General features: G+C 38.4%; 23 protein-coding genes. 18 read left to right on the top strand and 5 right to left on the bottom strand.

The features are described from left to right. Positions 1-40: 40 nt before the first annotated feature. The gene (locus tag P7D84_RS01235; protein ID WP_311804759.1) at positions 41-1,318 is read right to left on the bottom strand and encodes a replication-associated recombination protein A; all 1,278 of its coding nucleotides are present in this window, start codon (positions 1,316-1,318) and stop codon (positions 41-43) included. 204 nt (positions 1,319-1,522) lie between these two features. Between P7D84_RS01235 and P7D84_RS01230 the strand changes: the two genes are divergently transcribed. From P7D84_RS01230 to metG, 10 genes are all read left to right on the top strand, one after another. Next, positions 1,523-2,152 (top strand): DNA-3-methyladenine glycosylase, encoded by a 630-nt coding sequence (locus P7D84_RS01230; protein WP_311804758.1) that lies wholly within the window; start codon positions 1,523-1,525, stop codon positions 2,150-2,152. Continuing rightward, positions 2,152-2,628 carry a DUF3013 family protein gene (locus P7D84_RS01225; RefSeq protein ID WP_311804757.1) on the top strand — a complete coding sequence of 159 codons (477 nt, stop codon included), beginning with the start codon at positions 2,152-2,154 and terminating at the stop codon, positions 2,626-2,628. The genes P7D84_RS01230 and P7D84_RS01225 overlap by 1 nt, the downstream gene beginning before the upstream one ends. Positions 2,629-2,650: 22 nt before the next feature. Next, on the top strand, positions 2,651-3,598 hold the full coding sequence (gene prmA, locus P7D84_RS01220) for a 50S ribosomal protein L11 methyltransferase (protein ID WP_311804756.1): 948 nt from the start codon (positions 2,651-2,653) through the stop codon (positions 3,596-3,598). Position 3,599: 1 nt separating this feature from the next. Continuing rightward, positions 3,600-4,343, top strand: coding sequence for a 16S rRNA (uracil(1498)-N(3))-methyltransferase (locus P7D84_RS01215; protein ID WP_311804755.1), 744 nt, complete (start codon positions 3,600-3,602; stop codon positions 4,341-4,343). A 73-nt stretch (positions 4,344-4,416) separates the two neighbouring features. After that, complete coding sequence (locus P7D84_RS01210) at positions 4,417-6,624, top strand: RelA/SpoT family protein (RefSeq protein ID WP_137603943.1); 2,208 nt, start codon at positions 4,417-4,419, stop codon at positions 6,622-6,624. Between the two features lie 29 nt (positions 6,625-6,653). After that, on the top strand, positions 6,654-7,100 hold the full coding sequence (dtd, locus tag P7D84_RS01205; protein ID WP_311804754.1) for a D-aminoacyl-tRNA deacylase: 447 nt from the start codon (positions 6,654-6,656) through the stop codon (positions 7,098-7,100). A gap of 131 nt (positions 7,101-7,231) precedes the next feature. Next, on the top strand, positions 7,232-8,593 hold the full coding sequence (fumC, locus tag P7D84_RS01200) for a class II fumarate hydratase (protein ID WP_137603941.1): 1,362 nt from the start codon (positions 7,232-7,234) through the stop codon (positions 8,591-8,593). A 1-nt stretch (position 8,594) separates the two neighbouring features. Continuing rightward, complete coding sequence (locus tag P7D84_RS01195) at positions 8,595-9,764, top strand: NAD(P)-dependent malic enzyme (RefSeq protein ID WP_137603940.1); 1,170 nt, start codon at positions 8,595-8,597, stop codon at positions 9,762-9,764. Between the two features lie 58 nt (positions 9,765-9,822). Continuing rightward, a complete protein-coding gene (locus tag P7D84_RS01190; protein ID WP_376716904.1) occupies positions 9,823-10,167 on the top strand; it encodes a DUF2200 domain-containing protein in 345 nt (114 codons plus the stop codon). Between the two features lie 208 nt (positions 10,168-10,375). Next, positions 10,376-12,385 carry a methionine--tRNA ligase gene (gene metG / locus P7D84_RS01185; RefSeq protein ID WP_311804753.1) on the top strand — a complete coding sequence of 670 codons (2,010 nt, stop codon included), beginning with the start codon at positions 10,376-10,378 and terminating at the stop codon, positions 12,383-12,385. Positions 12,386-12,763: 378 nt separating this feature from the next. On the opposite strand, the gene P7D84_RS01180 is transcribed toward metG, so the two are convergent. Next, entirely contained in the window at positions 12,764-13,276 is a 513-nt protein-coding gene (locus tag P7D84_RS01180) for a type 1 glutamine amidotransferase domain-containing protein (RefSeq protein ID WP_311804752.1), read from the bottom strand. Between the two features lie 202 nt (positions 13,277-13,478). Then, the gene (locus P7D84_RS01175; RefSeq protein ID WP_311804751.1) at positions 13,479-14,069 is read right to left on the bottom strand and encodes a hypothetical protein; all 591 of its coding nucleotides are present in this window, start codon (positions 14,067-14,069) and stop codon (positions 13,479-13,481) included. Positions 14,070-14,265: 196 nt separating this feature from the next. On the opposite strand from P7D84_RS01175, the gene P7D84_RS01170 reads away from it, so the two are divergent. From P7D84_RS01170 to P7D84_RS01135, 8 genes are all read left to right on the top strand, one after another. Continuing rightward, the gene (locus tag P7D84_RS01170; RefSeq protein ID WP_311804750.1) at positions 14,266-15,042 is read left to right on the top strand and encodes a TatD family hydrolase; all 777 of its coding nucleotides are present in this window, start codon (positions 14,266-14,268) and stop codon (positions 15,040-15,042) included. After that, the gene (rnmV, locus tag P7D84_RS01165; RefSeq protein WP_311804749.1) at positions 15,035-15,598 is read left to right on the top strand and encodes a ribonuclease M5; all 564 of its coding nucleotides are present in this window, start codon (positions 15,035-15,037) and stop codon (positions 15,596-15,598) included. Before P7D84_RS01170 ends, rnmV begins: the two co-directional genes overlap by 8 nt. Then, the gene (rsmA, locus tag P7D84_RS01160) at positions 15,595-16,470 is read left to right on the top strand and encodes a 16S rRNA (adenine(1518)-N(6)/adenine(1519)-N(6))-dimethyltransferase RsmA (RefSeq protein ID WP_311804748.1); all 876 of its coding nucleotides are present in this window, start codon (positions 15,595-15,597) and stop codon (positions 16,468-16,470) included. The genes rnmV and rsmA overlap by 4 nt, the downstream gene beginning before the upstream one ends. 165 nt (positions 16,471-16,635) lie before the next feature. Beyond that, positions 16,636-17,748 carry a DUF3089 domain-containing protein gene (locus P7D84_RS01155; RefSeq protein WP_137603932.1) on the top strand — a complete coding sequence of 371 codons (1,113 nt, stop codon included), beginning with the start codon at positions 16,636-16,638 and terminating at the stop codon, positions 17,746-17,748. A 252-nt stretch (positions 17,749-18,000) separates the two neighbouring features. Then, a complete protein-coding gene (gene trhO / locus P7D84_RS01150; protein ID WP_311804791.1) occupies positions 18,001-18,942 on the top strand; it encodes an oxygen-dependent tRNA uridine(34) hydroxylase TrhO in 942 nt (313 codons plus the stop codon). A gap of 97 nt (positions 18,943-19,039) precedes the next feature. After that, positions 19,040-19,648: a hypothetical protein gene (locus P7D84_RS01145; protein WP_311804747.1), complete on the top strand. Its 609-nt coding sequence runs from the start codon at positions 19,040-19,042 to the stop codon at positions 19,646-19,648. Between the two features lie 168 nt (positions 19,649-19,816). Further along, positions 19,817-20,527, top strand: a complete 711-nt coding sequence (locus P7D84_RS01140; RefSeq protein WP_311804746.1) for a helix-turn-helix domain-containing protein — start codon at positions 19,817-19,819, stop codon at positions 20,525-20,527. Positions 20,528-20,724: 197 nt separating this feature from the next. Then, positions 20,725-21,867, top strand: a complete 1,143-nt coding sequence (locus P7D84_RS01135) for a glycoside hydrolase family 3 protein (RefSeq protein WP_376716905.1) — start codon at positions 20,725-20,727, stop codon at positions 21,865-21,867. Positions 21,868-22,282: 415 nt separating this feature from the next. Here the strand turns inward: P7D84_RS01135 and P7D84_RS01130 are convergent, their stop codons facing one another. Both P7D84_RS01130 and P7D84_RS01125 read right to left on the bottom strand, forming a co-directional pair. Next, complete coding sequence (locus P7D84_RS01130; protein ID WP_137603928.1) at positions 22,283-23,398, bottom strand: oligosaccharide ABC transporter ATP-binding protein MsmX; 1,116 nt, start codon at positions 23,396-23,398, stop codon at positions 22,283-22,285. Between the two features lie 110 nt (positions 23,399-23,508). Beyond that, on the bottom strand, positions 23,509-24,384 hold the full coding sequence (locus P7D84_RS01125) for a helix-turn-helix domain-containing protein (RefSeq protein ID WP_311804744.1): 876 nt from the start codon (positions 24,382-24,384) through the stop codon (positions 23,509-23,511). Positions 24,385-24,386: the final 2 nt, after the last annotated feature.

The following is a 24,386-nucleotide window of genomic DNA, read 5'->3' as shown; positions in this document are numbered from 1 at the left end:
GTAGTTCGGCTATTTTATGTAGTTTTGAATTACGATACCATCATGTTGTTTTTTTCCATTTTTTGATTCGTTGGTATTGCTGGGCAAGGGCTTGTTCATATTTGCCAGTAGATTTTGGTTCATAATAATGGGCTTGTTTAATTTTGTCAGGTAAATATTGCTGGTCGACCCAGGCATTTTCGAAATTATGCGGGTATTGATAACCGATGCCACGATTCAATGATTTAGCCCCTTGATAATGACTATCTCGCAAATGATCAGGGACTTCCCCAGCATTTCCTGCGCGAATATCTGCAATCGCCGCATCTAAAGCTAAGTAGGCTGAATTTGATTTAGGTGAAAGACAGAGATCGACCACCGTGTCTGCCAGTGGGATCCGTGCTTCAGGCAGTCCTAATTTTTCTGCTGCTTGAACCGCCTGTACTGTACGAGCAGCTGCCGCAGGATTGGCTAGACCGATGTCTTCATAACCAATGACCATCAAACGACGACAAATAATTGGCAGATCACCTGCTTCGATCAAGCGTCCAAGATAATGCAGGGCAGCATCAACATCGCTGCCGCGGATAGATTTTTGCAACGCAGAAATCACATCATAATGTGCATCTCCATCTTTATCGTGTGTCAAAGCTTTACGTTGAACGCACTCTTCAATAGTTGCAAGGGTCAAATGAATTTGTTCGTCCTGATTTTTAGGAGTAGATTTTACAGCTAGTTCTAAGCCATTCAATGCACTTCTTAAATCTCCGTTTGTTGCACGAGCTAAATGATTCAAGGCTTCTTCATCTAGTACAACTGGATATTCTCCTAATCCTCGCTCTTTATCTTCCAATGCCGATTTGACTGCTGTAATAATATCCTCTTCATCTAGAGGCTTCACCTCAAAAATTTGTGTTCGGCTGCGAATCGCAGGATTGATTGTGATATAAGGATTTTCCGTTGTCGCACCAATCATGATGATTCGACCGCTTTCTAAATGCGGCAATAAAAAATCCTGTTTGGTTTTATCTAAGCGATGGACTTCATCCAATAACAAGATGACAGTCCCACTCATTTTCGCTTCTTCAGCGACAATCTGGAGATCTTTTTTGGTATCAGTTGCGGCATTCAATGTCCGAAAAGCATAATTGGTTGATCCAGCGATGGCACTGGCGATACTAGTTTTTCCTGTTCCAGGTGGTCCATATAAAATCATTGAAGAAAGCATTCTAGCATCAACCATGCGGCGAATGATTTTTCCTGGGCCGACCAGAGATTGCTGTCCTACTACTTCATCCAAATTGCGAGGACGCATGCGATAAGCTAATGGCTGCTGCATAAATAACCCTCCTAATAACGCTGAAATAAAATTTTGCTACACATATGATGGTAAAACGATATGATTTTTTTTAAATCAGTGAATTGTAAAAAAATGGCAAATATATGTTCTTATTATAGCATTTTTCTCTTATGCTTGCTGAGTTTTGATCACTAGGCGTGGCATGCAGCAAGATTATTGTGTATCATGGAGAAGGTGATAAAAATGGAACAAGTAATAGAATATTTTAATACAGAAACAACGGAGAACATTGCGAGATATTTATTAGGAATGTATTTAGAACACGAGACACCAGAAGGGAAATTAGGCGGCTATATCGTTGATTGTGAAGCCTATCTAGGTCCAGATGATCAGGCGGCACATAGTTATGGGATGCGCCATACTCCACGTGTCCGTGCAATGTATGAAAAACCTGGTACGATCTATTTGTATACGATGCATACACATCTTATATTGAATATGATTACACAGCCGGAAGGGGTGCCGCAAGGAGTGATGATTCGCGGTTTTGAACCGGTTGAAGGAATCGATCAAATGATTCGTAATCGTCATGGGAAAACGGATGCTGCAATTTCAGATGGGCCAGGGAAGTTGGTGGAAGCATTAGGGATTTCTCGCGAATTATACGGGGCATCAATTTTTTCAAGTTCACTACATCTAGTTCCAGAAAAAAGACGGATACCTCAAAAAATCGATGCGCTTCCCCGTATCGGTATTCCCGATAAAGGGATCTGGACACAGCAGCCTTTACGCTACGTCGTTCATGGCAATCCCTACATAACAAAACAACGTAAAGCTTTAATAAAAAAAGACAATGGTTGGAGGAAAGAATGATGGCGAAAGAGACAATGGTCACTTATTTGGATAATTATTTGAACAAGAAAATCCCTGAGTATGAACTAGCATTAGACTGGGATACTCGCAATCATAGTTTTGAGATTGCTTTTCGGATCTATGGTGAGAACAAAGGACAGGTCGAGATTGATGATGTGAATGGTGTAGCTTCTGAAGAAGAAATCATTGAATTTGAAGATGCAATCTTATTAGCAGACCCTGAAAAAACAGCGTATGATGCGGCTGATTTTTTAGCAGTGATTTTGTATGAAGGAAAAAAAGGAATGAAGAAAAATGAATTGACTGCTGTCGTAGATTACCTGAAAGATGTAATCGAAGAAGGGCAAAGTGATTTGTTGGATTTCTTAGCAGATGATAGTGAAGACGCAGTTTTTGAAATGAAGTGGGATGAAGCAGCATACAAGGCATTAATCAAGCCAAGCGATGACAGCTATTTACCATATCCAAGCTATTAAATAGGTAAAGGAGCGTAAAAAGATGAAGTGGAATGAAGTAAAAGTTACAACAGAAAGTGAAGCGGTTGAAGCAGTCTCAAATATTTTAATGGAGGCTGGCGCATCTGGTGTTGCGATTGAAGATGCGTTAGATTTTATAAATTACCAAGAAGATCAGTATGGAGAACTGTTAGACCGAGAGACTTTTTCTAGTTTAACTGAAGGAGCCATTGTAAAAGCCTATTTTCCTGAAACGATCTTTTTACCGGAGATTTTGCCTTTTATTGAAGATAATATTGGGAAATTACCCGAATTTGGTTTGAATATCGGTGAAAATAGCGTGGAAGTCAGTGAAGTAGAGGAAAGCGATTGGGCAACTGCTTGGAAAAAATATTACCATCCTGTTCGTGTGACCCGCTATTTAACAATCACACCTAGTTGGGAAAAATATGACGCACAATTTGCAGATGAAAAAATCATTACTTTAGATCCCGGGATGGCTTTTGGTACCGGCACACATCCGACGACAAATTTAACTTTGCAAGCATTGGAGACAGTCTTGCGCGGTGGTGAAACAGTTTTGGATGTCGGGACTGGTTCAGGTGTATTAAGTATCGCTAGTTCACTTTATGGAGCAAAAGAAATCTATGCTTACGATTTGGATGAAGTCGCAGTTCGTTCAGCGCAAGAAAATGTTGATTTAAATGCCAATACGGAAAATATCCATGTATCAGCGAATAATCTATTGGTTGGTGTAGAGCAGGAAGCCGATGTGATTGTGGCGAATATTTTAGCTGATATTATTGTCTTGATGATTGAAGATGCTTGGCGTTTATTAAAACCAGATGGGACATTGATCGTCTCCGGCATCATTGAAGATAAAAAAGATATGGTGTTGGAAGAAATGTACACGCAAGGTTTTGAAGTAGATCGCATTTTCCAACAAAAAGATTGGTTCGCGATTATTTTGAAGAAACCAGAGGAAGACTAGAATGCAACGCTATTTTTTAGATCAGGCCTATCAACCAACTGTAGAAGTCAGCGGGGAGCCGCATCATCATATGTCTCGAGTTATGCGTATGACTGCAGGAGATCAAGTTTTTCTGGTTTTTAATGATCAAGTGGCGATCAAAGCGATCATCCGTGGGATAGATAATGATAAAGTAACCTTGGAAGAGGTTGAAAAAGAGCAACTACAACGAGAGCTTCCAATCTCTATCACAATTGCCAGTGGTTTTCCTAAGGGAGAAAAATTAGAATTGATCATCCAAAAGGGAACAGAGTTAGGAGCTTGTCATTTTCTTGCCTTTCCTGGCGAAAGCTCAGTAGCAAAGTGGGATGCGAAAAAACAACTGAAAAAACAACAACGTTTAAATAAAATCGCACAAGAAGCAGCTGAACAATCGCATCGTCAAGTGTTGCCGAAAGTTCGTTTTATTTCGGAAAAAGAACTGATTGCATCATTTACAGAATATGATGCTGTCTTGATTGCTTATGAAGAATCAGCTAAACAAGGTGAGCAGGCACAGCTGGTTCAAACGTTGCAACAATTGACTACCAGCCAAAAATTATTAGTTGTTTTTGGACCAGAAGGCGGTTTGACGCCAAATGAGATCGAAAAATTCCAATTGGCAGGCGGAAAACTCTGCGGATTAGGTCCGCGGATCTTACGAACAGAGACGGCCCCTTTCTATCTGTTGAGTGCTGCAAGTTTCTATTATGAACTACAACACTGATTTGATTGAAAAAGCCTACTAGAGTTTGTATAATAAGAACAATCATTTTCAGAAAATAAAGGGGGAACGTCACATGGCAAAAGAAGTCGAATTAACCGGACCAGACGTCATCAGGATGGTTAGTACTTACATGGGAAAAGAGCACGTGGCGTTTGTACAAAAAGCCTATGACTTTGCGTATGAAGCGCATAAGCCGCAGATTCGTAAATCCGGAGAACCTTATATCATCCATCCAATCCAAGTTGCTGGGATCTTAGCTGATTTACATATGGATCCACATACGGTTGCGACTGGTTTTTTACATGATGTTGTAGAAGATACGCCGGTAACATTAGCAGACTTAAAAGTTGAATTTGGTGAAGATGTCGCTTCATTAGTCGATGGCGTGACCAAATTAGGGAAGATCAAATATAAGTCCCATGAAGAACAATTAGCAGAAAATCATCGGAAAATGTTATTGGCGATGGCGCAAGATTTGCGAGTAATTATGGTCAAGTTAGCTGACCGCTTGCACAATATGCGGACATTAAAATATTTACGTGATGATAAACAACGCCGTATCGCTCGTGAGACATTGGAAATCTATGCACCTTTAGCGGATCGGTTAGGGATGAGCCGTATCAAATGGGAATTGGAAGATACTGCCTTACGCTATTTGAATCCAAAACAATATTATCGCATCGTTCATTTAATGCGTAGCAAACGAGATGAACGTGAAGGTTTTATCGAAGAAGCAGTCAATGAAATCAAATCCGCAACGAAAGAATTAGGTATCGAAGGCGATATTTATGGTCGACCAAAACATATTTATTCTATTTATCGTAAAATGCGAGATCAAAAAAAACAATTTGATGAAATCTATGATTTATTGGCTATTCGCGTAATCGTAGACTCCATCAAAGATTGTTACGCAGTCTTAGGTGCAATCCATACAAAATGGAAACCGATGCCTGGCCGCTTCAAAGATTATATTGCAATGCCTAAAACGAATATGTATCAGTCGTTGCACACAACAATCATTGGACCGAGCGGTAATCCGGTGGAAGTCCAAATTCGAACTCACGAGATGCATCAAATTGCCGAATTCGGGGTCGCAGCTCACTGGGCATATAAAGAAGGCAAGACAGAAAAACAAGATGCGACACAAGACAATAAGCAATTGGATTGGTTCCGAGAGATTATTGAATTGCAAGACGAAAGCTACGATGCTTCTGAATTTATGGAGAGTGTAAAAGGCGATATTTTCAGTGATAAAGTTTATGTATTTACACCAAAAGGTGATGTAACCGAGTTGCCAAAAGGCTCCGGACCATTAGATTTTGCTTACAGTATCCATACAGATATCGGAAACAAAACCACTGGCGCAAAGGTCAATGGAAAGATGGTCCAGTTGGATTATAAACTAAAAAATGGTGACATTATCGAAATCATGACTTCAGCTAATTCTTTTGGACCAAGCCGCGATTGGTTGAATCTAGTAAAAACAAGCAAGGCAAAAAATAAAATCAAACGTTTCTTCAAGACTCAAGACCGCGATGAAAATGTTACAAAAGGTCATGATGCTGTAATCAAGTGTATCAATGACTTAGGATTTGTTCCCAAAGAAATGTTGACAAAAGACAAGATCTCAGAAGTATTGGACAAGTTTAATTTCCATAGTGAAGAAGATCTCTATGCGGCTATCGGATTTGGTGAGATTAGTGCATTGACATTTGCTAATCGGTTGACGGAAAAAGAACGCCGCGAGCAGATGAAACAAAAACAGCGGGAAGCAGTTGACGAGATGGTCAGCAATCCCAAAGAACCTGAAAAAATCAAAGTACGGCATGAAGGCGGTATCGTCATCCAAGGAATCGATAATCTGTTGATTCGAATCAGTCATTGTTGCAACCCTGTTCCTGGCGATGACATCGTCGGCTACATTACAAAAGGTCGTGGAATCTCGATTCATCGTGCTGACTGTCCCAACATCACTAAACAAAAAGACATCCAAGAACGCTTAATCGAAGTGGAATGGGAAGATACCGCCAATTCGGTTCAAGATTACAATGCCGATTTAGAGATCTATGGGTTTAATCGTGATGGTTTGTTAAACGATGTGCTGAACATCGTTAGCGGAATGACTAAAAAATTAGTCAGTGTGGAAGCGAAACCAACAAAAGATCGTTTAGCAGTCATCAATTTAACTTTCAAGATTCAAAACTTGAATCATCTCTATTCAATCGTTGATAAAATCAAGACGATCCCAGATGTTTATAGTGTAAAACGGACAAATGGATAATAGTTAATACAATAGTTGGAGGAAGAGCTATGCGAGCAGTCATACAACGAGTAAGTCAGGCGAGCGTGACCATCGATGAGGAAATCATCGGAAAAATTGACCGCGGCTTTATGATCTTATTAGGAATTCATGAAGAAGATACCAAGGCCGATGCGGATTATTTGATTCGTAAGATTCCTTTATTGCGTGTGTTTGAAGATGCAGAAGGGAAAATGAATCAATCGCTTCAAGATGTCAATGGGAGTATTTTGAGTGTTTCTCAATTTACTTTGTATGCAGACACAAAAAAAGGCAACCGTCCAAGTTTTGTGAAAGCGGCTCGTCCGGAAACCGCGATTCCTTTATATGAATATTTTAACGAAGGGTTGCGTCAAACTGGTTTGACCGTAGAAACTGGAAAATTTGGTGGCGATATGGATGTCGCGTTGATTAATGACGGTCCGGTCACGATTCTTTTTGATACTCGAGATAAATAATAAAGGCTGTGGCATGATTGTGTCACAGCCTTTATTTTTTTTTAGGAAAATTACTTAGTATAAGATAGCGCTACCTTTTTAATAAAAAATAAGAGATAATTAGATAAAATTGTTAAGTGAGAGGAGAAATTATGGAGACACGAACTGAGCACGATTCCATGGGGAACATCGAAGTTCCGAAAGAAGCGTGGTGGGGTGCACAGACTGAGCGAAGTCGTCAGAACTTTAAAATCGGTGGCGAAAAAATGCCCACAGAGTTATTACACGCATTAGTTTTAGTCAAAAAGATGGCCGCAATCGCAAACCAACAAACTGGAAAGCTGAAAATGGAAAAAGCGTTAGCGATCCAAGCAGCAGCAGATTTGTTATTGGCCGGCAAAAATTGGCAAGAATTTCCATTAGTAGTTTGGCAGACTGGTAGCGGCACACAAAGCAATATGAATACAAATGAAGTGATCGCCCATCTAGCAAGTAAAGAACAGGTACATCCTAATGATGATGTGAATAAAAGTCAGAGCTCCAATGATGTCTTTCCTACAGCGCTCCATATTGCTGGAACATTATCATTAGAAAAAAATCTGTTGCCGGTACTTCGTGAAATGATTTATACGCTGAAAGGGTTGGAAGAAGCCAATCGCGAGATTTTCAAGATTGGCCGGACTCATTTGCAAGATGCCACGCCGGTGACTTTTGCACAAGAAGTCAGCGGCTGGCGTTCAGCATTGGAACACAACGAGAAGATGTTACTGGATAGTTTAGCTGAATTGCGACAACTAGCGATTGGCGGAACGGCTGTCGGAACAGGACTAAATGCCTCCAAAGCATATGAAGAAGCTTTTATTGCTGCATTAAACGAGGAAACAGGTATTTCTTTCAGTAGTGAGGCCAATAAATTTCATGCGCTGGCCAATCGTGATGCGATTGTGTTTGTTAGTGGTGCGTTAAAAGCATTGGCAGCTAATTGTTTAAAAATGGCCAATGATATTCGCTGGTTGGCTAGTGGTCCGCGCAGCGGATTAGGAGAGATTACTATTCCAGCTAACGAACCAGGTAGTTCGATTATGCCGGGGAAAGTTAATCCAACTCAGTGTGAGGCATTGGCAATGGTGGCTGTTCAAGTAATGGGAAATGATACGGCGATTGGAATCGCAGCTTCACAAGGGAATTTTGAATTAAACGTCTATCTGCCATTACTGGCGTATGACTTATTGCAAAGTATTCGTTTATTGACAGATGGACTGCATTCTTTTAATGAAAATTGTTTGAAGGGTCTCACCGTTAATAAAAAACGTATGGAAGAATTATTGGAACAATCGTTGATGTTAGTGACAGCACTCAATACACAAATCGGTTATGATAAAGGCGCTGAGATTGCTAAAAAAGCCTATGATGAAGGAACGACCTTAAAAGAAGCGGCACTGGCATTAGGATATGTTACTGAAGCAGAATATGAAGCGTGGGTCAGACCAGAAAAAATGATCGGGGAGAGATGAAATGACAATTTATGAAGAAGCGTTGACGGCACATAGAAATTGGCGTGGGAAAATTGAAGTGATGAGTAAAATAAATGTTCTTAGTAAAGAGGATTTGTCATTGGCATATACACCAGGGGTGGCAGAACCTTGCCGAAAAATCGCCGAAAATAATGAACTGGCTTATGATTATACTTGGAAAGGCAACAGTGTCGCAGTTGTAACGGATGGCACCGCTGTATTAGGTCTAGGAGATATCGGTCCAGCAGCTGCTTTGCCGGTAATGGAAGGAAAAGCATTATTGTTCAAAGAATTTGCGGGAATCGACGCTGTCCCGATTTGTTTGGATACGACAGATCCCCAAGAGATTATTCAAATTGTTAAAGCGTTGGCACCGACATTTGGTGGAATCAACTTGGAAGATATTAGTGCTCCACGCTGTGTTGAGATTGAGCGAGCATTGATCGAAGCGTTAGACATCCCTGTTTTCCACGATGACCAGCATGGTACAGCAGTTGTTGTGACAGCAGCTTTGATCAATGCATTAAAATTGGTAAAAAAAATCCCCCAAAATTTGAAGGTCGTTGTTTCTGGAACAGGGGCTGCTGGCAGTGCGATCATCAAAATGTTAATCGATCTAGGTGTTAAAAAGATTATTGCGTTCAATAAAGAGGGTGCGTTGCATCAAACGATGGAAAATGCGACTTTTGTAGAAAAAGAGATCTTAGAAGTGATCACGCCCAAAGATTTTACTGGAACGATGGCAGAGGCTTTTGTTGGAGCAGATGTTTTTATAGGGGTCTCGGCACCTAATCTAGTGACTAAAGAAATGGTCGCTACTATGAATGAAGGCAGTATCGTTTTTCCAATGGCCAATCCAGAACCGGAAATTACGTATCATGAAGCATTGGCTGGCGGGGCGGCAGTTGTTGGGACAGGCCGTTCTGATTATCCTAACCAGATCAACAATGTTCTAGCCTTTCCTGGTCTTTTTCGTGGTGCTTTTGCGGCGGAAGCTAAGAAGATTACTCCTGGGATGCAGTTAGCTTGCGCACATGCTATCGCTGATACTATCCCTTATTCTGAGCTAAATTCTGGTTACGTTATTCCTTCAGCTTTCGATGAAAATGTGGTTGATTTGATCACACTAAAAGTCGCTGAAGCAGCTCGAAAAGATGGCGTAACTCGTTGATTAATAGAAAATTGAGATGATAAGAGTTCATTTTTTATTTAAAAAAGGAGACATTAAAATGAGTAAAGTTTTTAAAATGAGTTTTAGCAGTATTTATCAAATGTATCTTCAAAAAGCCGAACGCAAAGGGCGAACCAAAGCGGAGGTAGATCAAATTATTTTTTGGTTGACTGGCTATGATGATTCTTCTTTGCAAGATCAGATTGAACAAGAGGCGGACATGGAGACATTCTTTGCAAATGCTCCTCAGATGAATGAGAAGGTATCATTGATCAAAGGGATGATCTGCGGATATCGAGTTGAAGAAATCGAGAATCCTTTGATGCAAAAGATTCGCTACTTAGACAAGTTAGTCGATGAATTAGCTAAAGGAAAAAAGATGGAGAAGATTCTCCGGGAATAATAAAAACAGCGAGCCTTATTCGGTTCGCTGTTTTTGTCGTCAGTGACAGACAGCGGTAGTATCTTAGATTTCAAATCACAATCTTTTACGGTTGGGCAGCTGGCTGTGAAAAGTGATGAATAGATTCCAAATGACAGGTATTTTTCCTAAAATCACGGGTTGTTTTGTGGTATACTACGTAAGAATCTATTTTTAAAGGAGGAGCCTTATGGCAGAGAAAGAAACGTTTTATATCACAACGCCAATTTATTATCCAAGTGGCAAACTGCACATTGGGAATTCTTATACAACGATTGCCTGTGACGCGATTGCTCGCTATAAACGCATGATGGGCTTTGACGTATTTTATTTGACTGGCGTCGATGAACATGGACAAAAGATTGAGAAGAAAGCCGATGAACTTGGCGTAGAACCGCAAGAATATGTAGATAAGATGGCAGCCGACATCAAGAAATTATGGAAGACGTTAGACATCAGCTATGATAAGTTTATTCGGACGACTGATGATTATCATCAAGCTGCCGTCAAACAGATTTTTGATCAATTATTGGAACAAGGAGATATCTATCTTGGGGAATACGAGGGCTGGTACTCTGTATCTGATGAAGAATATTTTACAGAAACACAGCTAGCTGAAGTGTACCGCGATGAAGAAGGCAACGTAATCGGCGGAAAAGCACCAAGCGGTCACGAAGTTGAATTGGTTCGTGAAGAATCATACTTTTTCCGTATGAGTAAATATGCTGATCGTTTATTAGAATATTACGATGAACATCCTGAATTTATCCAGCCGGAATCTCGTAAAAATGAAATGATCAATAACTTTATCAAACCGGGCCTAGAAGATTTGGCTGTTTCACGGACGACTTTTAAATGGGGTATCCCTGTCAATGCCAACCCAGAACACGTAGTCTATGTTTGGATCGATGCGTTGTCAAATTATATTACAGCTTTAGGTTATGGTTCAGATGATGACAGCTTGTTCCAAAAATATTGGCCTGCTGATGTCCACATGGTAGGAAAAGAAATCGTTCGTTTCCATACGATTTATTGGCCAATCATGTTGATGGCACTAGATTTGCCATTACCGAAAAAAATCTATGGACATGGCTGGTTGATGATGAAAGACGGCAAAATGTCTAAATCAAAAGGCAATGTAGTGTATCCTGAAATGTTAGTCGAACGTTATGGTCTTGATGCGTTACGTTATTATTTATTGCGTGCGGTACCATTTGGTTCAGACGGTGTCTTTACGCCGGAAGATTTTGTTTCTCGTGTCAATTACGATCTAGCCAATGATTTAGGGAATTTATTGAATCGTACAATTGCGATGATCAATAAATATTGCGAAGGAACCGTTCCAGCATATAAATCATTAGTGACTGATTTTGACAGTGAATTATCAACTACTGCAGCAAATGTAGTTAGTCGTTACCGTGAAGCGATGGACAAAATGGAATTCAACAATGCCTTGGCAGAAATCTGGGTATTGGTTTCTCGGGCAAATAAATATATTGATGAGACAGAGCCGTGGGTTTTGGCTAAAGATGAAGCGCGTAAAGCTGAATTGGATAGTGTGATGGTTCACTTAGCAGAAAGTTTGCGGATTGTGGCGATTCTCTTACAACCTGTTATGACACAAGCACCAAAACGGATTTTTGATCAATTAGGTCTGAATCCAGAAATGATGAACCTTGCAACAATCCATTTTGGGGAATTTCCGGAAAATACAAAAGTGACACCAAAAGGACAACCGATTTTCCCTCGTTTAGATATGGATGAAGAAGTAGCCCACATCAAAGATAAAATGACTGAAGGCAGCCAACCAGAAGACGAAAAAATCAAATGGGACCCAGAAGAGACTGAATTAGTCTCAGTAAAAGACAAACAAATCAAATTCGATGTTTTTGACAAAGTCGAATTAAAAGTTGCAGAAGTCATGGAATGCAAACCAGTTGAAGGAGCAGATAAATTATTGCAATTTCGCTTAGATGCAGGAGATGATCAAGATCGTCAGATTCTTTCAGGGATTGCGCAATTCTATCCAGATCCAGAAGCATTGGTTGGGAAAAAATTGGTAATCGTGGCGAACTTGAAACCGCGGAAGATGCGAGGCGAGATCAGTCAAGGGATGATCTTATCAGCAGAAGCACCAGACGGAACGTTAAAAGTAGTAGAAGCACCTAAAGAGATGCCAAATGGGGCAATCGTAGGTTAAGAAAAAGCTGCGACATTGTGTCGCAGCTTTTTTGTCTGTAAAACAATACATGGACAAATAGAATTAAAGAATTGATAATATCGGACCTAAAAAGTTTTAGAGGCTATGAAATATGTTATACTGTAGGTACACGAAAGATAATTGTTATGCGATATTTTAACTCATTTTGATGAAATTTAATCAAACTGGCGTAACTATAGGGTTACAAGGATGTATTAGAAGGAATTGGGAATACATCGTTTAAACGAGAAATAGTTAATTTTAGTAATAGTCAACACCCTCAACTTTAAAATAATAAATATTGATTAGTCAGATAGCCCACTCAAAGATGAGTGGGCTATCGTTCATTTTGGACGAAAGTTCACGAAGCAAAAAAAATCAGGCGTGCAAAATGTCTAGTATTGTTTTATTGAAGTCGGGAAGATCATCAGGTGTCCGACTAGTCACTAATTTTTTATCGACTACGACCGGCTCATCTTTGACTATCGCACCTGCGTAGCCGATATCCGGTCGAACGGTTGTATAAGCAGTCATTGTCCGTCCTTTAGTCAAACCTGTCTGGATAAATAATTGTGGTCCATGACAAATCGCGAAAAGTGGTTGCTCATTTTTTAAGAAATAGGCCACAAATGAAACCAAACGGGGATCACTACGCAACTGATCAGGCGAAAATCCGCCAGGGATCAATAAAGCGTCAAATTCTTCTGGTTGTACCTCATCGATGCCTTTATCACTGATAAATTTGGTGCCTTTTTTCCCAGTGAATTCTTGCTGGGCTTCAAAACTAATCAAGATGACTTCGTTTCCATCTTTTTCAAGCGTTTCTTTTGGAGAAGTCAGTTCGATATCCTCCACAAGGTTTGTTGCAAGAACAGCAATTTTTTTAGTCATTGAATGTCTTCCTTTCCTAGTTGTTAATTTTAGCCTAAGGGATTTTCAGCGGTAATTCAATTAATTTGATTTATAATCGTTCAAAAAAATGAATAATTTTGCTTGTTTTGCTAATTCTAGTAAAAATTTCAAAAAAGCACTTCTTTTACTGAGTGTGTATGGCTCAGTAAAAGAAGTGCTGACTGTTAAGCTTGAGACGTTTTTAATGTTTCGTTGTTTGCGGCATAGCTCGAAAGAATTTTTTGAAGCGTTTTGGTAAAATAAGTGCTAATAGCTCAAACGGGGTTGCAAAAACAGTCCAAGCGACTTGACGAGCATTTGGATGGAAATAATATACTTGAATCAATACAAAATGCAAGAGGAATAATCCGGGCAGTAATTCAAGCCCGATTTGCCAAGGAGCATCCCACTGGGTCAAGTAGCGCAAGACACTCATTCCTAGCGGGTAGAGGTAAAACAGTGAAGCAACTAGATTCACGCGCCAACTTTTAGTCAACAAGCGGATATTTAATAAGAAAAAAAGTGCTGAAAGGACAATCCCAATCGGCGGAAATAGACTGATTAAAAATGAATAGAGGGCGCCAAAAAATAATACTCCCGGCCCTTTGATTAAGGCTGCAACTAGAATTAAGATCCCTATCAGTAGTAATTGCTGTTTGATCGTTGCGATACACAATAGACTAAATAATCCTAGCGTCCCCCAATGCCAGCAGCTCTTGACTGGTTCTTTACGGGGATATTTCTGTTTTAAGTAACGAGCGGTGTTTGGAAATCCTTGTTGGAAATTAAGCATAGGATCCCTCCTTTGATAATTAGTATAAAGAGAACAACTAGTAGAAACATCCGTCTTGAGGCGGATGTTCCTGTAAGATTTCAATTGAAAATGACTAGATGTTTCGTTAGTTTTATCAGATTGTGTTAAAATAAATTGATTTTGGAGAAAAGTCCTTTAGACGAAAATGAGATAGAAAAAATTAGGAGGCTTTTAAATGATTTTTGATTCACATACGCATTTAAACGTGGAGCAGTTTGAAAATGAGATACCAGAAACTGTCGAACGAGCCCGTGAATTAGGCGTAACAGAGATGGCAGTTGTCGGGTTTGATACCCCGACGATCGAAAAAAGCCTGGAGTTAAATCAACAATATGAAGGAATTTATTCAATCATTGGTTGGCATCCAACTGAAGCAGGAAATTACACAAAAGAAATTGAAAAAGGATTGATCAAGAAGTTGACCTTGCCTAAAGTGGTGGCATTAGGCGAGATTGGTCTAGATTATCATTGGATGGAAGATCCTAAAGAAGTTCAGGCTAATGTTTTTAGACGCCAGATTGCAATCGCTAAAGAACTGAATCTGCCGATCAGTATCCATACACGCGAGGCATTGGAGGATACGTATCAAATTTTGCGAGAAGAAGATATCCGTGATATTGGCGGGATTATGCACAGTTTCAGCGGCAGTGGTGAATGGGCAAAACGCTTTTTGGACTTAGGTATGCATGTCTCTTTTTCTGGAGTAGTAACGTTTAAAAAAGCACTAGATGTTCAAGAAGCCGCAACGCTTGTTCCACTAGACAAATTATTAGTCGAGACTGATGCACCGTATTTAGCGCCGACACCTTATCGTGGCAAACGAAACGAGCCAGGATATACGCGTTATGTTGTTGAAAAAATTGCGGAATTGCGAGGGTTATCACTAGAAGAGGTCGCAGAACAGACAACTAAAAATGCCCACTGTTTGTTTAGGATTGCTGCTCATGCCTAAAGAAAAGATCGAAGAAATCATTGTCGTTGAAGGCAAAGACGATACGAAACGGTTAAAAGAAGTCTTTGATGTCGATACGATCGAAACTCGTGGTTCAGCGATCAATGAAAATATTTTAGAACAAATCGAGCATGCACAAGAAACGCGTGGAGTGATCGTCTTTACAGATCCCGATTTTTCTGGAGAAAAAATCCGAAAAACAATTATGGAAGCTATTCCTGACGCGCAACATGCCTTTTTAGCTAGAAGAATGGCAGCACCGCAAAAACGCGGTGCAAGTCTTGGCGTGGAACATGCTAGTGATGAAGCCATCATAGATGCATTACACAAAGTCGTGACGCCAGCTGTTAGCAGTGACACAAGAATAGCTAGACAAACATTGTTGGATTATGGTTTAATAGCGGGAGCTCAAGCCCGTGAGCGCCGCGAACGCTTAGGGGAAGAATTGAAGATTGGTTATACTAATGCTAAACAGTTAGAAAAACGATTAGCGATGTTTCGCATCACTGAAACACAATTGCATGAGGCAATGAGGAAAGTAGAGGAAACCTTGTGAACAAAGACATAGCAACACCTTCGAGAACTCGTGAGATTTTACAAAAACATGGCTTCTCCTTTAAAAAGAGTCTGGGTCAGAATTTTTTGACAGAACCCAATATTTTAAAAAAAATTGTCGCTACTGCTGAAATCGATGAACAAACGAATGTGATTGAAGTCGGACCAGGGATCGGTGCATTGACAGAACACCTGGCTCGTGCGGCTCATCAAGTTTTGGCTTTTGAAATTGATGATCGGTTGATCCCTGTTTTAGCCGACACATTGAGTCCGTATGACAATATTAAAGTCGTGCATAAAGATATTTTACAGGTTGACTTGAAAAAAGAAACCGAGTATTTTGATCAGTCCGGTCCAATCAAAGTCGTCGCTAATTTGCCTTATTACATTACGACACCAATCATGATGCATATTTTAGCATCAGATTTGATTGTCGATGAACTGGTGGTTATGATGCAACGAGAAGTGGCAGATCGAATCTCCGCCAAACCAGGGACAAAGGCTTACGGCTCACTATCGATTGCTGTCCAATATTATATGGAAGCAACGACGGCTTTTATCGTACCTAAAACAGTATTTATCCCGCAGCCCAATGTGGACTCTGCAATCTTACGTTTGGTTCGGCGCAAAATCCCTGCAGTTGAAGTAACAAATGAAACAGAATTTTTCAAATTGACGAAAGCGGCGTTTATTTTACGACGCAAGACACTGTGGAATAATCTGTTAAATAGTTATGGCAAAGATGAAGCGACAAAACTTTGGTTAGAGAACAGTTTACAACAAGCTGAGATCGATCCTAAACGTCGCGGAGAGACTCTCTCATTGGAAGAATTCGCTCGCTTGTCAAATGCATTAGAAGTCAATAAACAGTAAACAAGAGCAAAAAGTATGTATTTATTGGTGCATCATTTATAAAAATAGCTAGAATAAAAAGAGCAACAGCTCTTTTTATTTTTTCATTAAATCCACACGAAAGTTGTCAAAAGAAACATAACTCACCTATAATAGAGTACATAAATTTGTTTTTTGGAGGACACAATGAAAAAATTTATCATTGGATTATTGCTAGTGATCGTACTGGGTGTTGGTGGTTATTACGCTTACACAACGATGACTAAAGAAGAGACGCCGAAACAAGAAACGCGTAAAACGACGATTAAACAAGCAAAAGAACCAGAAAAAGCCGGTGAAGCTATCAAGGCGAGCGATTACAGTGATAGCGACAATTGGCTCGCAAAGCCAACTGAGCTAACAAGTCAAGCGGATGTCTTTATGTTGTATCCTACGGCTTACGCACAAAAGAACAAACAGTCATCACCTGTTGCTAAGATCGATGATGCTTCAATGCGTGCTGGCGCACAAGTATTTTTAGCTAGTCAAGGTTCTGCTTTTGAAACAAGCGGCAATATCTTTGCCCCGTATTACCGACAATTAGATGCAAACTGGTTGTATTCCAAATCAAAGGCTGAACAAAATGAATATGTTGATGGGGTACCAAAGGCAGATGTCTATGCGGCTTTTGATTATTATATCAAACATGAAAACAACAACCGACCTTTCATCTTAGTTGGTCACTCGCAAGGTGCTCGCATGATCAAGGCAATCATGTATGATTATTTCAAAAATAATCCTGGTGTCAGTGATCGAATGATCGCAGCCTATGTGCTAGGTCAATCAGTTACACAACAAGAAATGAACGATAATCCGCAAGTGACATTTGCAACTGGACCAGATGATACCGGAGTCGTAGTATCCTATAACACAGTGGCGCCTGATTTTACCGGAGAATTGCCAACTTGGGATGAAGGAGCGTTGGCTATTAATCCGATCAATTGGAAAACTGATGGTACACCAGCAACAGCTGAAGAAAACTTAGGTTCTTATGTCCGAAGTGAAGCCGGCGACTACACAAAAGTCATGAATCTAGCTGATGCGACAGTTGATGGTACAAGAGGACTAGTCGTCGCATCAACAGTGGATCAAGCCAAGTATGAAATGCCTGAAAGTACTCGAAAACTTTATCCAGCTGGTTCATACTTAAATAATGACATTAGCTTCTATTATTACAATCTACAACAAAATGCAGAAAACCGAGAAGCGCAATATTTTGCGACTCATCCACAACAAACAACAAATCAATCTGTTCAATAAAAAAAGCTCAGACCTAATCAACTGGTCTGAGCTTTTTTGTGCTTCTTTGAATTTTTAATCTAAACTCTTATCCAAAATAGAACGAAGAACAGTTTCTCTTAATTCAACGGGAATCTATTCATTGAACAAAAAGGCAGTAAAAATATTTATCTCACGATTTTCTTGTAAAAAAATCCACAAGCATCAAGTTCGAAAAAAAGGTTCCCATCTCCTATAGTAGATAAGAACGATAGAAGTTGGAGGAGAAAGATGATGGATTATCGTGTATTGCTTTACTATAACTATACTCAAGTGGAAGATCCAGAAGCATTTGCTAAAGAACACTGGACTTTTTGTCACAATCTAGGAATCAAAGGACGTATATTGGTTGCTTCAGAAGGCATCAATGGGACTCTTTCAGGGACAAAGGCAGCAACGGATCGTTATATGGAGCAGATGCTGTCTGACGAACGTTTCAAAGATACTTACTTTAAAATAGACTACAGTGACGGTCATGCGTTTAAAAAATTATTTGTCCGTCCACGCGCAGAATTAGTTGCGCTGCATTTAGCAGAAGATATTGATCCACAACAAATAACCGGGAAATATTTGGAACCACAGGCATTTCGCGAAGCTTTATTAGCAGAAGATACGATTGTCATTGATGCTCGAAATGATTATGAATATGATCTGGGCCATTTTCGCGGGGCGGTTCGTCCTGAGATTCATAATTTTCGAGAATTGCCTGATTGGATTCGTAAAAATAAGGAACAGTTTATGGATAAAAAGATTGTAACCTATTGTACTGGCGGGATTCGTTGTGAAAAATTCTCTGGTTGGTTGTTACGTGAAGGATTTGAAGATGTCGCACAACTGCATGGCGGCATCGCAGCATACGGCAAAGATGAGAAAACACGTGGCGAGTTTTGGGATGGAAAAATGTATGTTTTTGATGAACGTATCGGCGTAGAGATCAATCAAGTAGATAAGCACATAGTCGGAAAAGAGTGGTTTGATGGCACGCCTTGCGAACGATACATCAATTGCAGCAATCCAGAATGCAATCGACAAATCCTTGTTTCTGTAGAAAATGAGAAAAAATATTTAGGTGCGTGTTCACTTGTTTGTGCAAAACATCCAAACAATCGTTACGTAAAGAAACAGCAATTGACTGCAAACGAATGGAAACGGCAATTAGATTCTTTAACTAAGTAAATGTTCAAAAACTTCTTTTTATCTGTCTTGACACATAACGATTTTTAAACTAAACTAAGGAACGAGTTAAGTGTCTTGACATATAAAGGAGGATAACATGAAAAACACTTCTGTTAGAAATTTGACGATCTCGGCATTGTTAATCGGTTTGGGAATCTTGATTCCAATGGTTATGCCAAAAATCGTGATTGGTCCAGCTTCATTTACTTTAGCAAGTCATGTACCTGTATTCATTGCTATGTTCTTCTCACCGCTAGTAGCAATCGCGGTCGTTTTAGGAACAACGTTTGGCTTTTTTATCTCAACGACGCCGATTATTGCTTTACGCGCTTTTTCACATTTGATTTTTGCAGTAATCGGGGCAAGATATTTAGAGAAACATCCGGAACTGGTTTTAAAAAATGGGAAATTTACTCTAGCAAATGGACGGTTCCAAGTTTTCAATTTTGTGATTGGAATCATTCATGCCGCGATTGAAATGTTAGTAGTCTCAGCTTTTTATTTTATGGGAAATATGCCAGAGACCTTCTATTCACAAGGTTATCTATACACGATTTTTCTCTTGATGGGAATTGGCGGATTGATCCACAGTTTGATTGATTTCAATATCGCTTATTTTGTAGCAGGAGCTCTGTACAAGCAGTTCCATTTGCCGATTTTTAATAAAGCGATGAAGCAAAAAAAATTAAAAAAAGTAATCATCTAGACCGTGATAATAATCACGGTTTTTCTTTATTTTAAATTAAGAAAAACGAAAAAGTTTGGAATGTTCATAATTTTATTTAACATCATTTAAAAAAAGACCTTTTATTTACCGAAAAATAAGTTATATTCTATTCATAATCATTATTAAATAGAAAATGAGGGTGGATAGATGATTAGAATTTTAATTTTAACAAAAAATATTTTAGCGGAAGAAATTATAACTAATAAATTACAATATTTGAATTATGAAGTTTTTTGTTCCACGAGTATTTTAAATGAGATACAGATGGATGGCCGAATATCAGATATGGTCGATTACTTTCCAATTATTATCATTGGTGAAACGATCTCAAGTTATGAAATGGAATGGATGTTGCCAAAGCTAAGAAATCGTGGTCAAAGTATTTTACGAGAAGTCGATCATTCTCTTAGTGAAAATGAACAGACAATGCTAAAAGAACAAGGACTATGCGGGGCTATTCAAAATAGCGATTCGGTAGAGTCATTGCGCGAACAATTGGCTGAAGTATCTGCACAATATCAAGGCAGAAAATTCACGCCGGTTATATCAGAAAAAAATTCTGAAATTGTGGAGAAACAAGGTCTTTCAGCGTTGACATTGATCAATCTATCATCACTTGAATTGCAAGTTTTAGAAAAATTGCGTAGTCAATGTGGAGAAATTGTTTCTCGTGATGAATTGTGTCTGCTCCTATGGGGGAATGTCTCCCAATCTCGTTTAGCTCAGCTTTCTTCTTTGATAAAAAATATCAAACTTAAATTAGAGATTCTTGAAGTCGATCAAGAGGCAATCCAAACAATTTGGGGCAAAGGGTATCGTGTTCGGAAAGATGTCGCTATTTCTAATAAATATGCTTAGTGTTGAGAAAGATTAATTTTCTCAACGCTTTTTTATTGAAAAACGCAAAACCATACTTTCTCTCCATAAGCTATGCTAAAATAAATCGTATCCTACTCAATTCTGTCGTTTTATCGGTGGATTCATTAGTAAAGGAAGGATAAAAAGTTGAAAAATCAATTTTTTAAGGAGCAAGAAAAGTGAAAAAAAATATTTTGATGAGTCTGATAATCTTATCTGCAGTAACATTTTTAGCTGCTTGTGGAAATTCAGGTTCAAAAACAAGGGAGACTAGTGAATCAAGCCAATCAGCTGATTCAATAAAAAAAGTTTCAAAACCTCCAAAAAAAGATATAACGGTGACAGAAAAGGTCAATAAAACATTGGAAAAAATGACATTGGAAGAAAAAGTCGGGCAACTGTTTATGGCCCGTGTCCCAGAACAAAACCAAATAGCAGACATTCAAAAGTATCATTTAGGCGGCTATTTACTTTTTGATCGTGACATGGAAGGAAAAGGTCAAGCAGAAGTAAAACAAGCGATTGCCAGTTATCAAGCAGCTAGTAAAACACCTATGTTTATTGGATCTGATGAAGAAGGCGGAACGGTTAGTCGATTGAGCCGGAATCAAATCGTCTCCCCAGCATTCAAAAGTCCTCAAGCCTTGTATCAAGAAAATGGCTGGGATAGTATCTTACAAGAAATCGAGCGCAAGGCTCAAGTTTTTGGTGAATTGGGAATTCAACTAGGAATGTTCCCTGATGCAGATGTATCAACAGATCCACAATCCTTTATCTATGATCGAACAATTGGGATGGATGCAGCAGGAACTAGTCAATACGTTAAACTTAGTGTTGAAGAAATGAAGAAGCAAAAACTTGGCTCTACATTGAAACATTTCCCAGGGTATGGCAATAATCGCGATTCTCATGTGGAAATAGTAACAGATAATCGCTCGCTTGATGAATTACGAAAAAATGATTTCTTGCCTTTTGAAGCAGGGATTAAAGCAGGCGCTGACAGTATCATGGTCTCTCACAATATTGTCTCAGCGATTGATAGCAATTATCCGGCTTCAATTTCAAAACCAATTCATGACGTGATTCGTAATGAACTAGGCTTTACAGGTGTGATTATGACAGATGATATGGATATGGCAGGATTAGCAGATTTTATTTCACAAGACGAAGCAGGGTTGCAAGCTCTGCAAGCTGGAAATGATATGATCTTGTCATCAAGTTACAGCACACAGATTCCTTATATTTTAATGGCAATCAAAAATGGAGAATACAGTGAAAAACAATTGGATCAATCAGTCAAACGGTTATTAACTTGGAAAGCTAAACTAGGTTTGATATAAACAGGAGCGAACAGTAGCCTTATTCATTTAAGGAATTGTGAGAATAAAATATTGAAAATTTCATCTATTTCTTGTTCTAATGGAAAATATTAAAATAATCGACTGGATTAATCCAGTCGATTATTTTATGCTATTATTCTTTCTCAATACTAAAACAATCAACAACAATTATTATTGAGATATATCTAATTTTCAATTAATTGAAAATTTTGAAACAGTCAATTGTGCTCACGTTTACAAGTGAATCAGCTTTTTTTACTGACAAATTTTTTAATACTTAATAAATTCACTGAAATTTGCAAATAAAAAAGTTACTGTGATTAACTTTGTCAGGTAACACAGTAACTAATCAAATTTGTTCTAACCTATTATAAATAAAAAGAGCTTTCTTTTATCATTTTTAAATTTACTTTTACTAGTTATTTGCTAAAGAAATGACTTCTTCTGATTCTAAATCAAAGAAATGACTATTACTAATATCAAAAGCTAATTCAATGATTTCCCCCGGATTATGGAAGTCTCTAGCATCTACTCGAGAAATAAACTCAGTATTTCCTATTTTTGAATAGAGCATTGTTTCCGCACCGAGTAGCTCAGAAACAATGATTTCGGCTTTGACAGTAGACTCAGGGGCGGTATCTATCGCAATTTGCTCTGTATGGATATCTTCAGGACGGATACCAAAAATGACTTCTTTTCCTTCGTATCCTCGTTCCACTAAAACCTTATTTTTTCCCTCAGGAATGGTTAAGTTTAAACCATGATCGTTTGTGATAGTACCATTAGACAATGTTACTTTAAAAAAGTTCATGGCTGGAGAGCCGATAAATCCTGCAACAAACACATTTTCTGGTGAATTGTAGACTTCTTGTGGAGAACCAATTTGCTGTATGAAGCCATCTTTCATGATGACAATCCGATCAGCCATTGTCATAGCTTCTGTTTGATCGTGCGTTACATATATCGTTGTAGTATTTAGCTGTTGATGAAGTTTTGCAATCTCGGCTCGCATTGCAACTCTTAATTTTGCATCAAGATTTGAAAGGGGTTCATCCATTAAGAATACTTGAGCATCTCTAACAATTGCTCTTCCCAAAGCAACTCGCTGTCTCTGACCACCAGATAGAGCTGCTGGTTTTCTACCCAAATATTCGGTAAGTCCTAGTATATCAGCAGCGTTTTCAACTCTCGATTTAATTTCATTTTTATCAAATTTTCGTAGTTTAAGTCCAAAAGCCATATTATCAAAGACTGTCATGTGAGGATAAAGTGCATAATTTTGGAATACCATTGCGATATCTCGATCTTTAGGAGCAACATCATTCATTAACTTTCCATTAATCGAAAATTCTCCTTCTGATATGTCCTCTAAACCGGCAATCATTCTTAGGGTTGTTGATTTTCCACAACCAGACGGTCCCACAAAAACAATAAATTCGTGATCTTTGATATTCAAATTAAAATCAGTAACAGAATAGTTTTCATTATTCTCGTATTTTTTATAGATATTTTTTAAAGCGATTTCAACCATTGTTTCTCCTCCTTAAGTTTACAAACAAACTATACATGATTTGTTTATTTTTGCTCAACATAATCTTATACAAGAAAATGGGCGATTTTTGTATAAAATGCCGAATCTTGCTAAGTGTTGTCAAAATTTCTGATAAGTAAATGACAAAGAAATAAACTATCTGCTTCTTTTAAATTAATCCCTGTTTCTGTATAGAATTTTTCAATTTTATACAGAAGTGTGTTTCTATGCATAAATAAGTCCTTAGAAGTTAAACTAATATTTCCTAAATTTCTCCACAAAATAGGAATAATCTTACGTAGCTCACTTTCCTTAATCCATTTGTGGAATAGATTTGAAAGTAAACGACTTTTTTTAATCGGGATATCTGAATAAACATCTATAATAGCAGTCGTAATATCCTGACATTTTTGATTCAAAGAGCAGCTTGAGAAAATTTTTTGTTCTTCTAGAAAAAAATTTTTGAACTCTTCGTTGGCAATCTGAAAGGAACCTACAAAAAGTTGAGTAGTAACATCAAAATCTGTATCAAGTGCCAAAAATACACCTTCAAGTTCCGTTTTGTCTAAATAAATATCAGATTCTTTTTCTACAATAATTACAAAATTTTCATTTAGAAAGAAGAAATCTACCATATGTAAAAAAATTGTTTGTATTTCGTCTTGCCAGAGTTGTTTTAAAGGAAATTGTGTATAGTTAAGCTTCACTTGAAGAATTCTAAAATTTCCTGACTTATCTATTTTTCTCCCCTCAAACAAATAGGAATACCAAGGATGCTTTTCTATATCAAGATTGAGAGAATGTTGTTTGATAAAAAGTGAAAATAACTTTTCTTCGCGCTCAGTTAAACTATTTTTAGGTAAGGTGATAATTCCTTCATTTGTTGGAAGATAAATATTATTTTGATTGCCAGTATTCATTCTTTGCATAGATGCAGAAGGATACAAAGCTTTAATATCTTGGTAGTTTATTTTCATGATTGCCATCT

This window comes from Enterococcus dongliensis (assembly GCF_031927985.1).
Taxonomy (GTDB): domain Bacteria; phylum Bacillota; class Bacilli; order Lactobacillales; family Enterococcaceae; genus Enterococcus_A; species Enterococcus_A dongliensis.
This window is presented reverse-complemented; position numbering and strand designations above follow the sequence as displayed.

Bases quoted from the DNA above. Each gene is read 5' to 3' on its own strand.
- P7D84_RS01210 (WP_137603943.1), top strand. From the start codon at position 4,417: ATGGCAAAAGAAGTCGAATTAACCGGACCAGACGTCATCAGGATGGTT.
- trhO (WP_311804791.1), top strand. From the start codon at position 18,001: ATGGATTATCGTGTATTGCTTTACTATAACTATACTCAAGTGGAAGAT.
- prmA (WP_311804756.1), top strand. From the start codon at position 2,651: ATGAAGTGGAATGAAGTAAAAGTTACAACAGAAAGTGAAGCGGTTGAA.
- P7D84_RS01140 (WP_311804746.1), top strand. From the start codon at position 19,817: ATGATTAGAATTTTAATTTTAACAAAAAATATTTTAGCGGAAGAAATT.
- P7D84_RS01225 (WP_311804757.1), top strand. From the start codon at position 2,152: ATGGCGAAAGAGACAATGGTCACTTATTTGGATAATTATTTGAACAAG.
- P7D84_RS01125 (WP_311804744.1), bottom strand. From the start codon at position 24,384: ATGGCAATCATGAAAATAAACTACCAAGATATTAAAGCTTTGTATCCT.
- P7D84_RS01215 (WP_311804755.1), top strand. From the start codon at position 3,600: ATGCAACGCTATTTTTTAGATCAGGCCTATCAACCAACTGTAGAAGTC.
- rnmV (WP_311804749.1), top strand. From the start codon at position 15,035: ATGCCTAAAGAAAAGATCGAAGAAATCATTGTCGTTGAAGGCAAAGAC.
- P7D84_RS01170 (WP_311804750.1), top strand. From the start codon at position 14,266: ATGATTTTTGATTCACATACGCATTTAAACGTGGAGCAGTTTGAAAAT.
- P7D84_RS01155 (WP_137603932.1), top strand. From the start codon at position 16,636: ATGAAAAAATTTATCATTGGATTATTGCTAGTGATCGTACTGGGTGTT.
- P7D84_RS01130 (WP_137603928.1), bottom strand. From the start codon at position 23,398: ATGGTTGAAATCGCTTTAAAAAATATCTATAAAAAATACGAGAATAAT.
- P7D84_RS01145 (WP_311804747.1), top strand. From the start codon at position 19,040: ATGAAAAACACTTCTGTTAGAAATTTGACGATCTCGGCATTGTTAATC.
- P7D84_RS01180 (WP_311804752.1), bottom strand. From the start codon at position 13,276: ATGACTAAAAAAATTGCTGTTCTTGCAACAAACCTTGTGGAGGATATC.
- fumC (WP_137603941.1), top strand. From the start codon at position 7,232: ATGGAGACACGAACTGAGCACGATTCCATGGGGAACATCGAAGTTCCG.
- P7D84_RS01190 (WP_376716904.1), top strand. From the start codon at position 9,823: ATGAGTAAAGTTTTTAAAATGAGTTTTAGCAGTATTTATCAAATGTAT.
- P7D84_RS01195 (WP_137603940.1), top strand. From the start codon at position 8,595: ATGACAATTTATGAAGAAGCGTTGACGGCACATAGAAATTGGCGTGGG.
- P7D84_RS01175 (WP_311804751.1), bottom strand. From the start codon at position 14,069: ATGCTTAATTTCCAACAAGGATTTCCAAACACCGCTCGTTACTTAAAA.
- dtd (WP_311804754.1), top strand. From the start codon at position 6,654: ATGCGAGCAGTCATACAACGAGTAAGTCAGGCGAGCGTGACCATCGAT.
- P7D84_RS01235 (WP_311804759.1), bottom strand. From the start codon at position 1,318: ATGCAGCAGCCATTAGCTTATCGCATGCGTCCTCGCAATTTGGATGAA.
- metG (WP_311804753.1), top strand. From the start codon at position 10,376: ATGGCAGAGAAAGAAACGTTTTATATCACAACGCCAATTTATTATCCA.
- P7D84_RS01230 (WP_311804758.1), top strand. From the start codon at position 1,523: ATGGAACAAGTAATAGAATATTTTAATACAGAAACAACGGAGAACATT.
- P7D84_RS01135 (WP_376716905.1), top strand. From the start codon at position 20,725: ATGAGTCTGATAATCTTATCTGCAGTAACATTTTTAGCTGCTTGTGGA.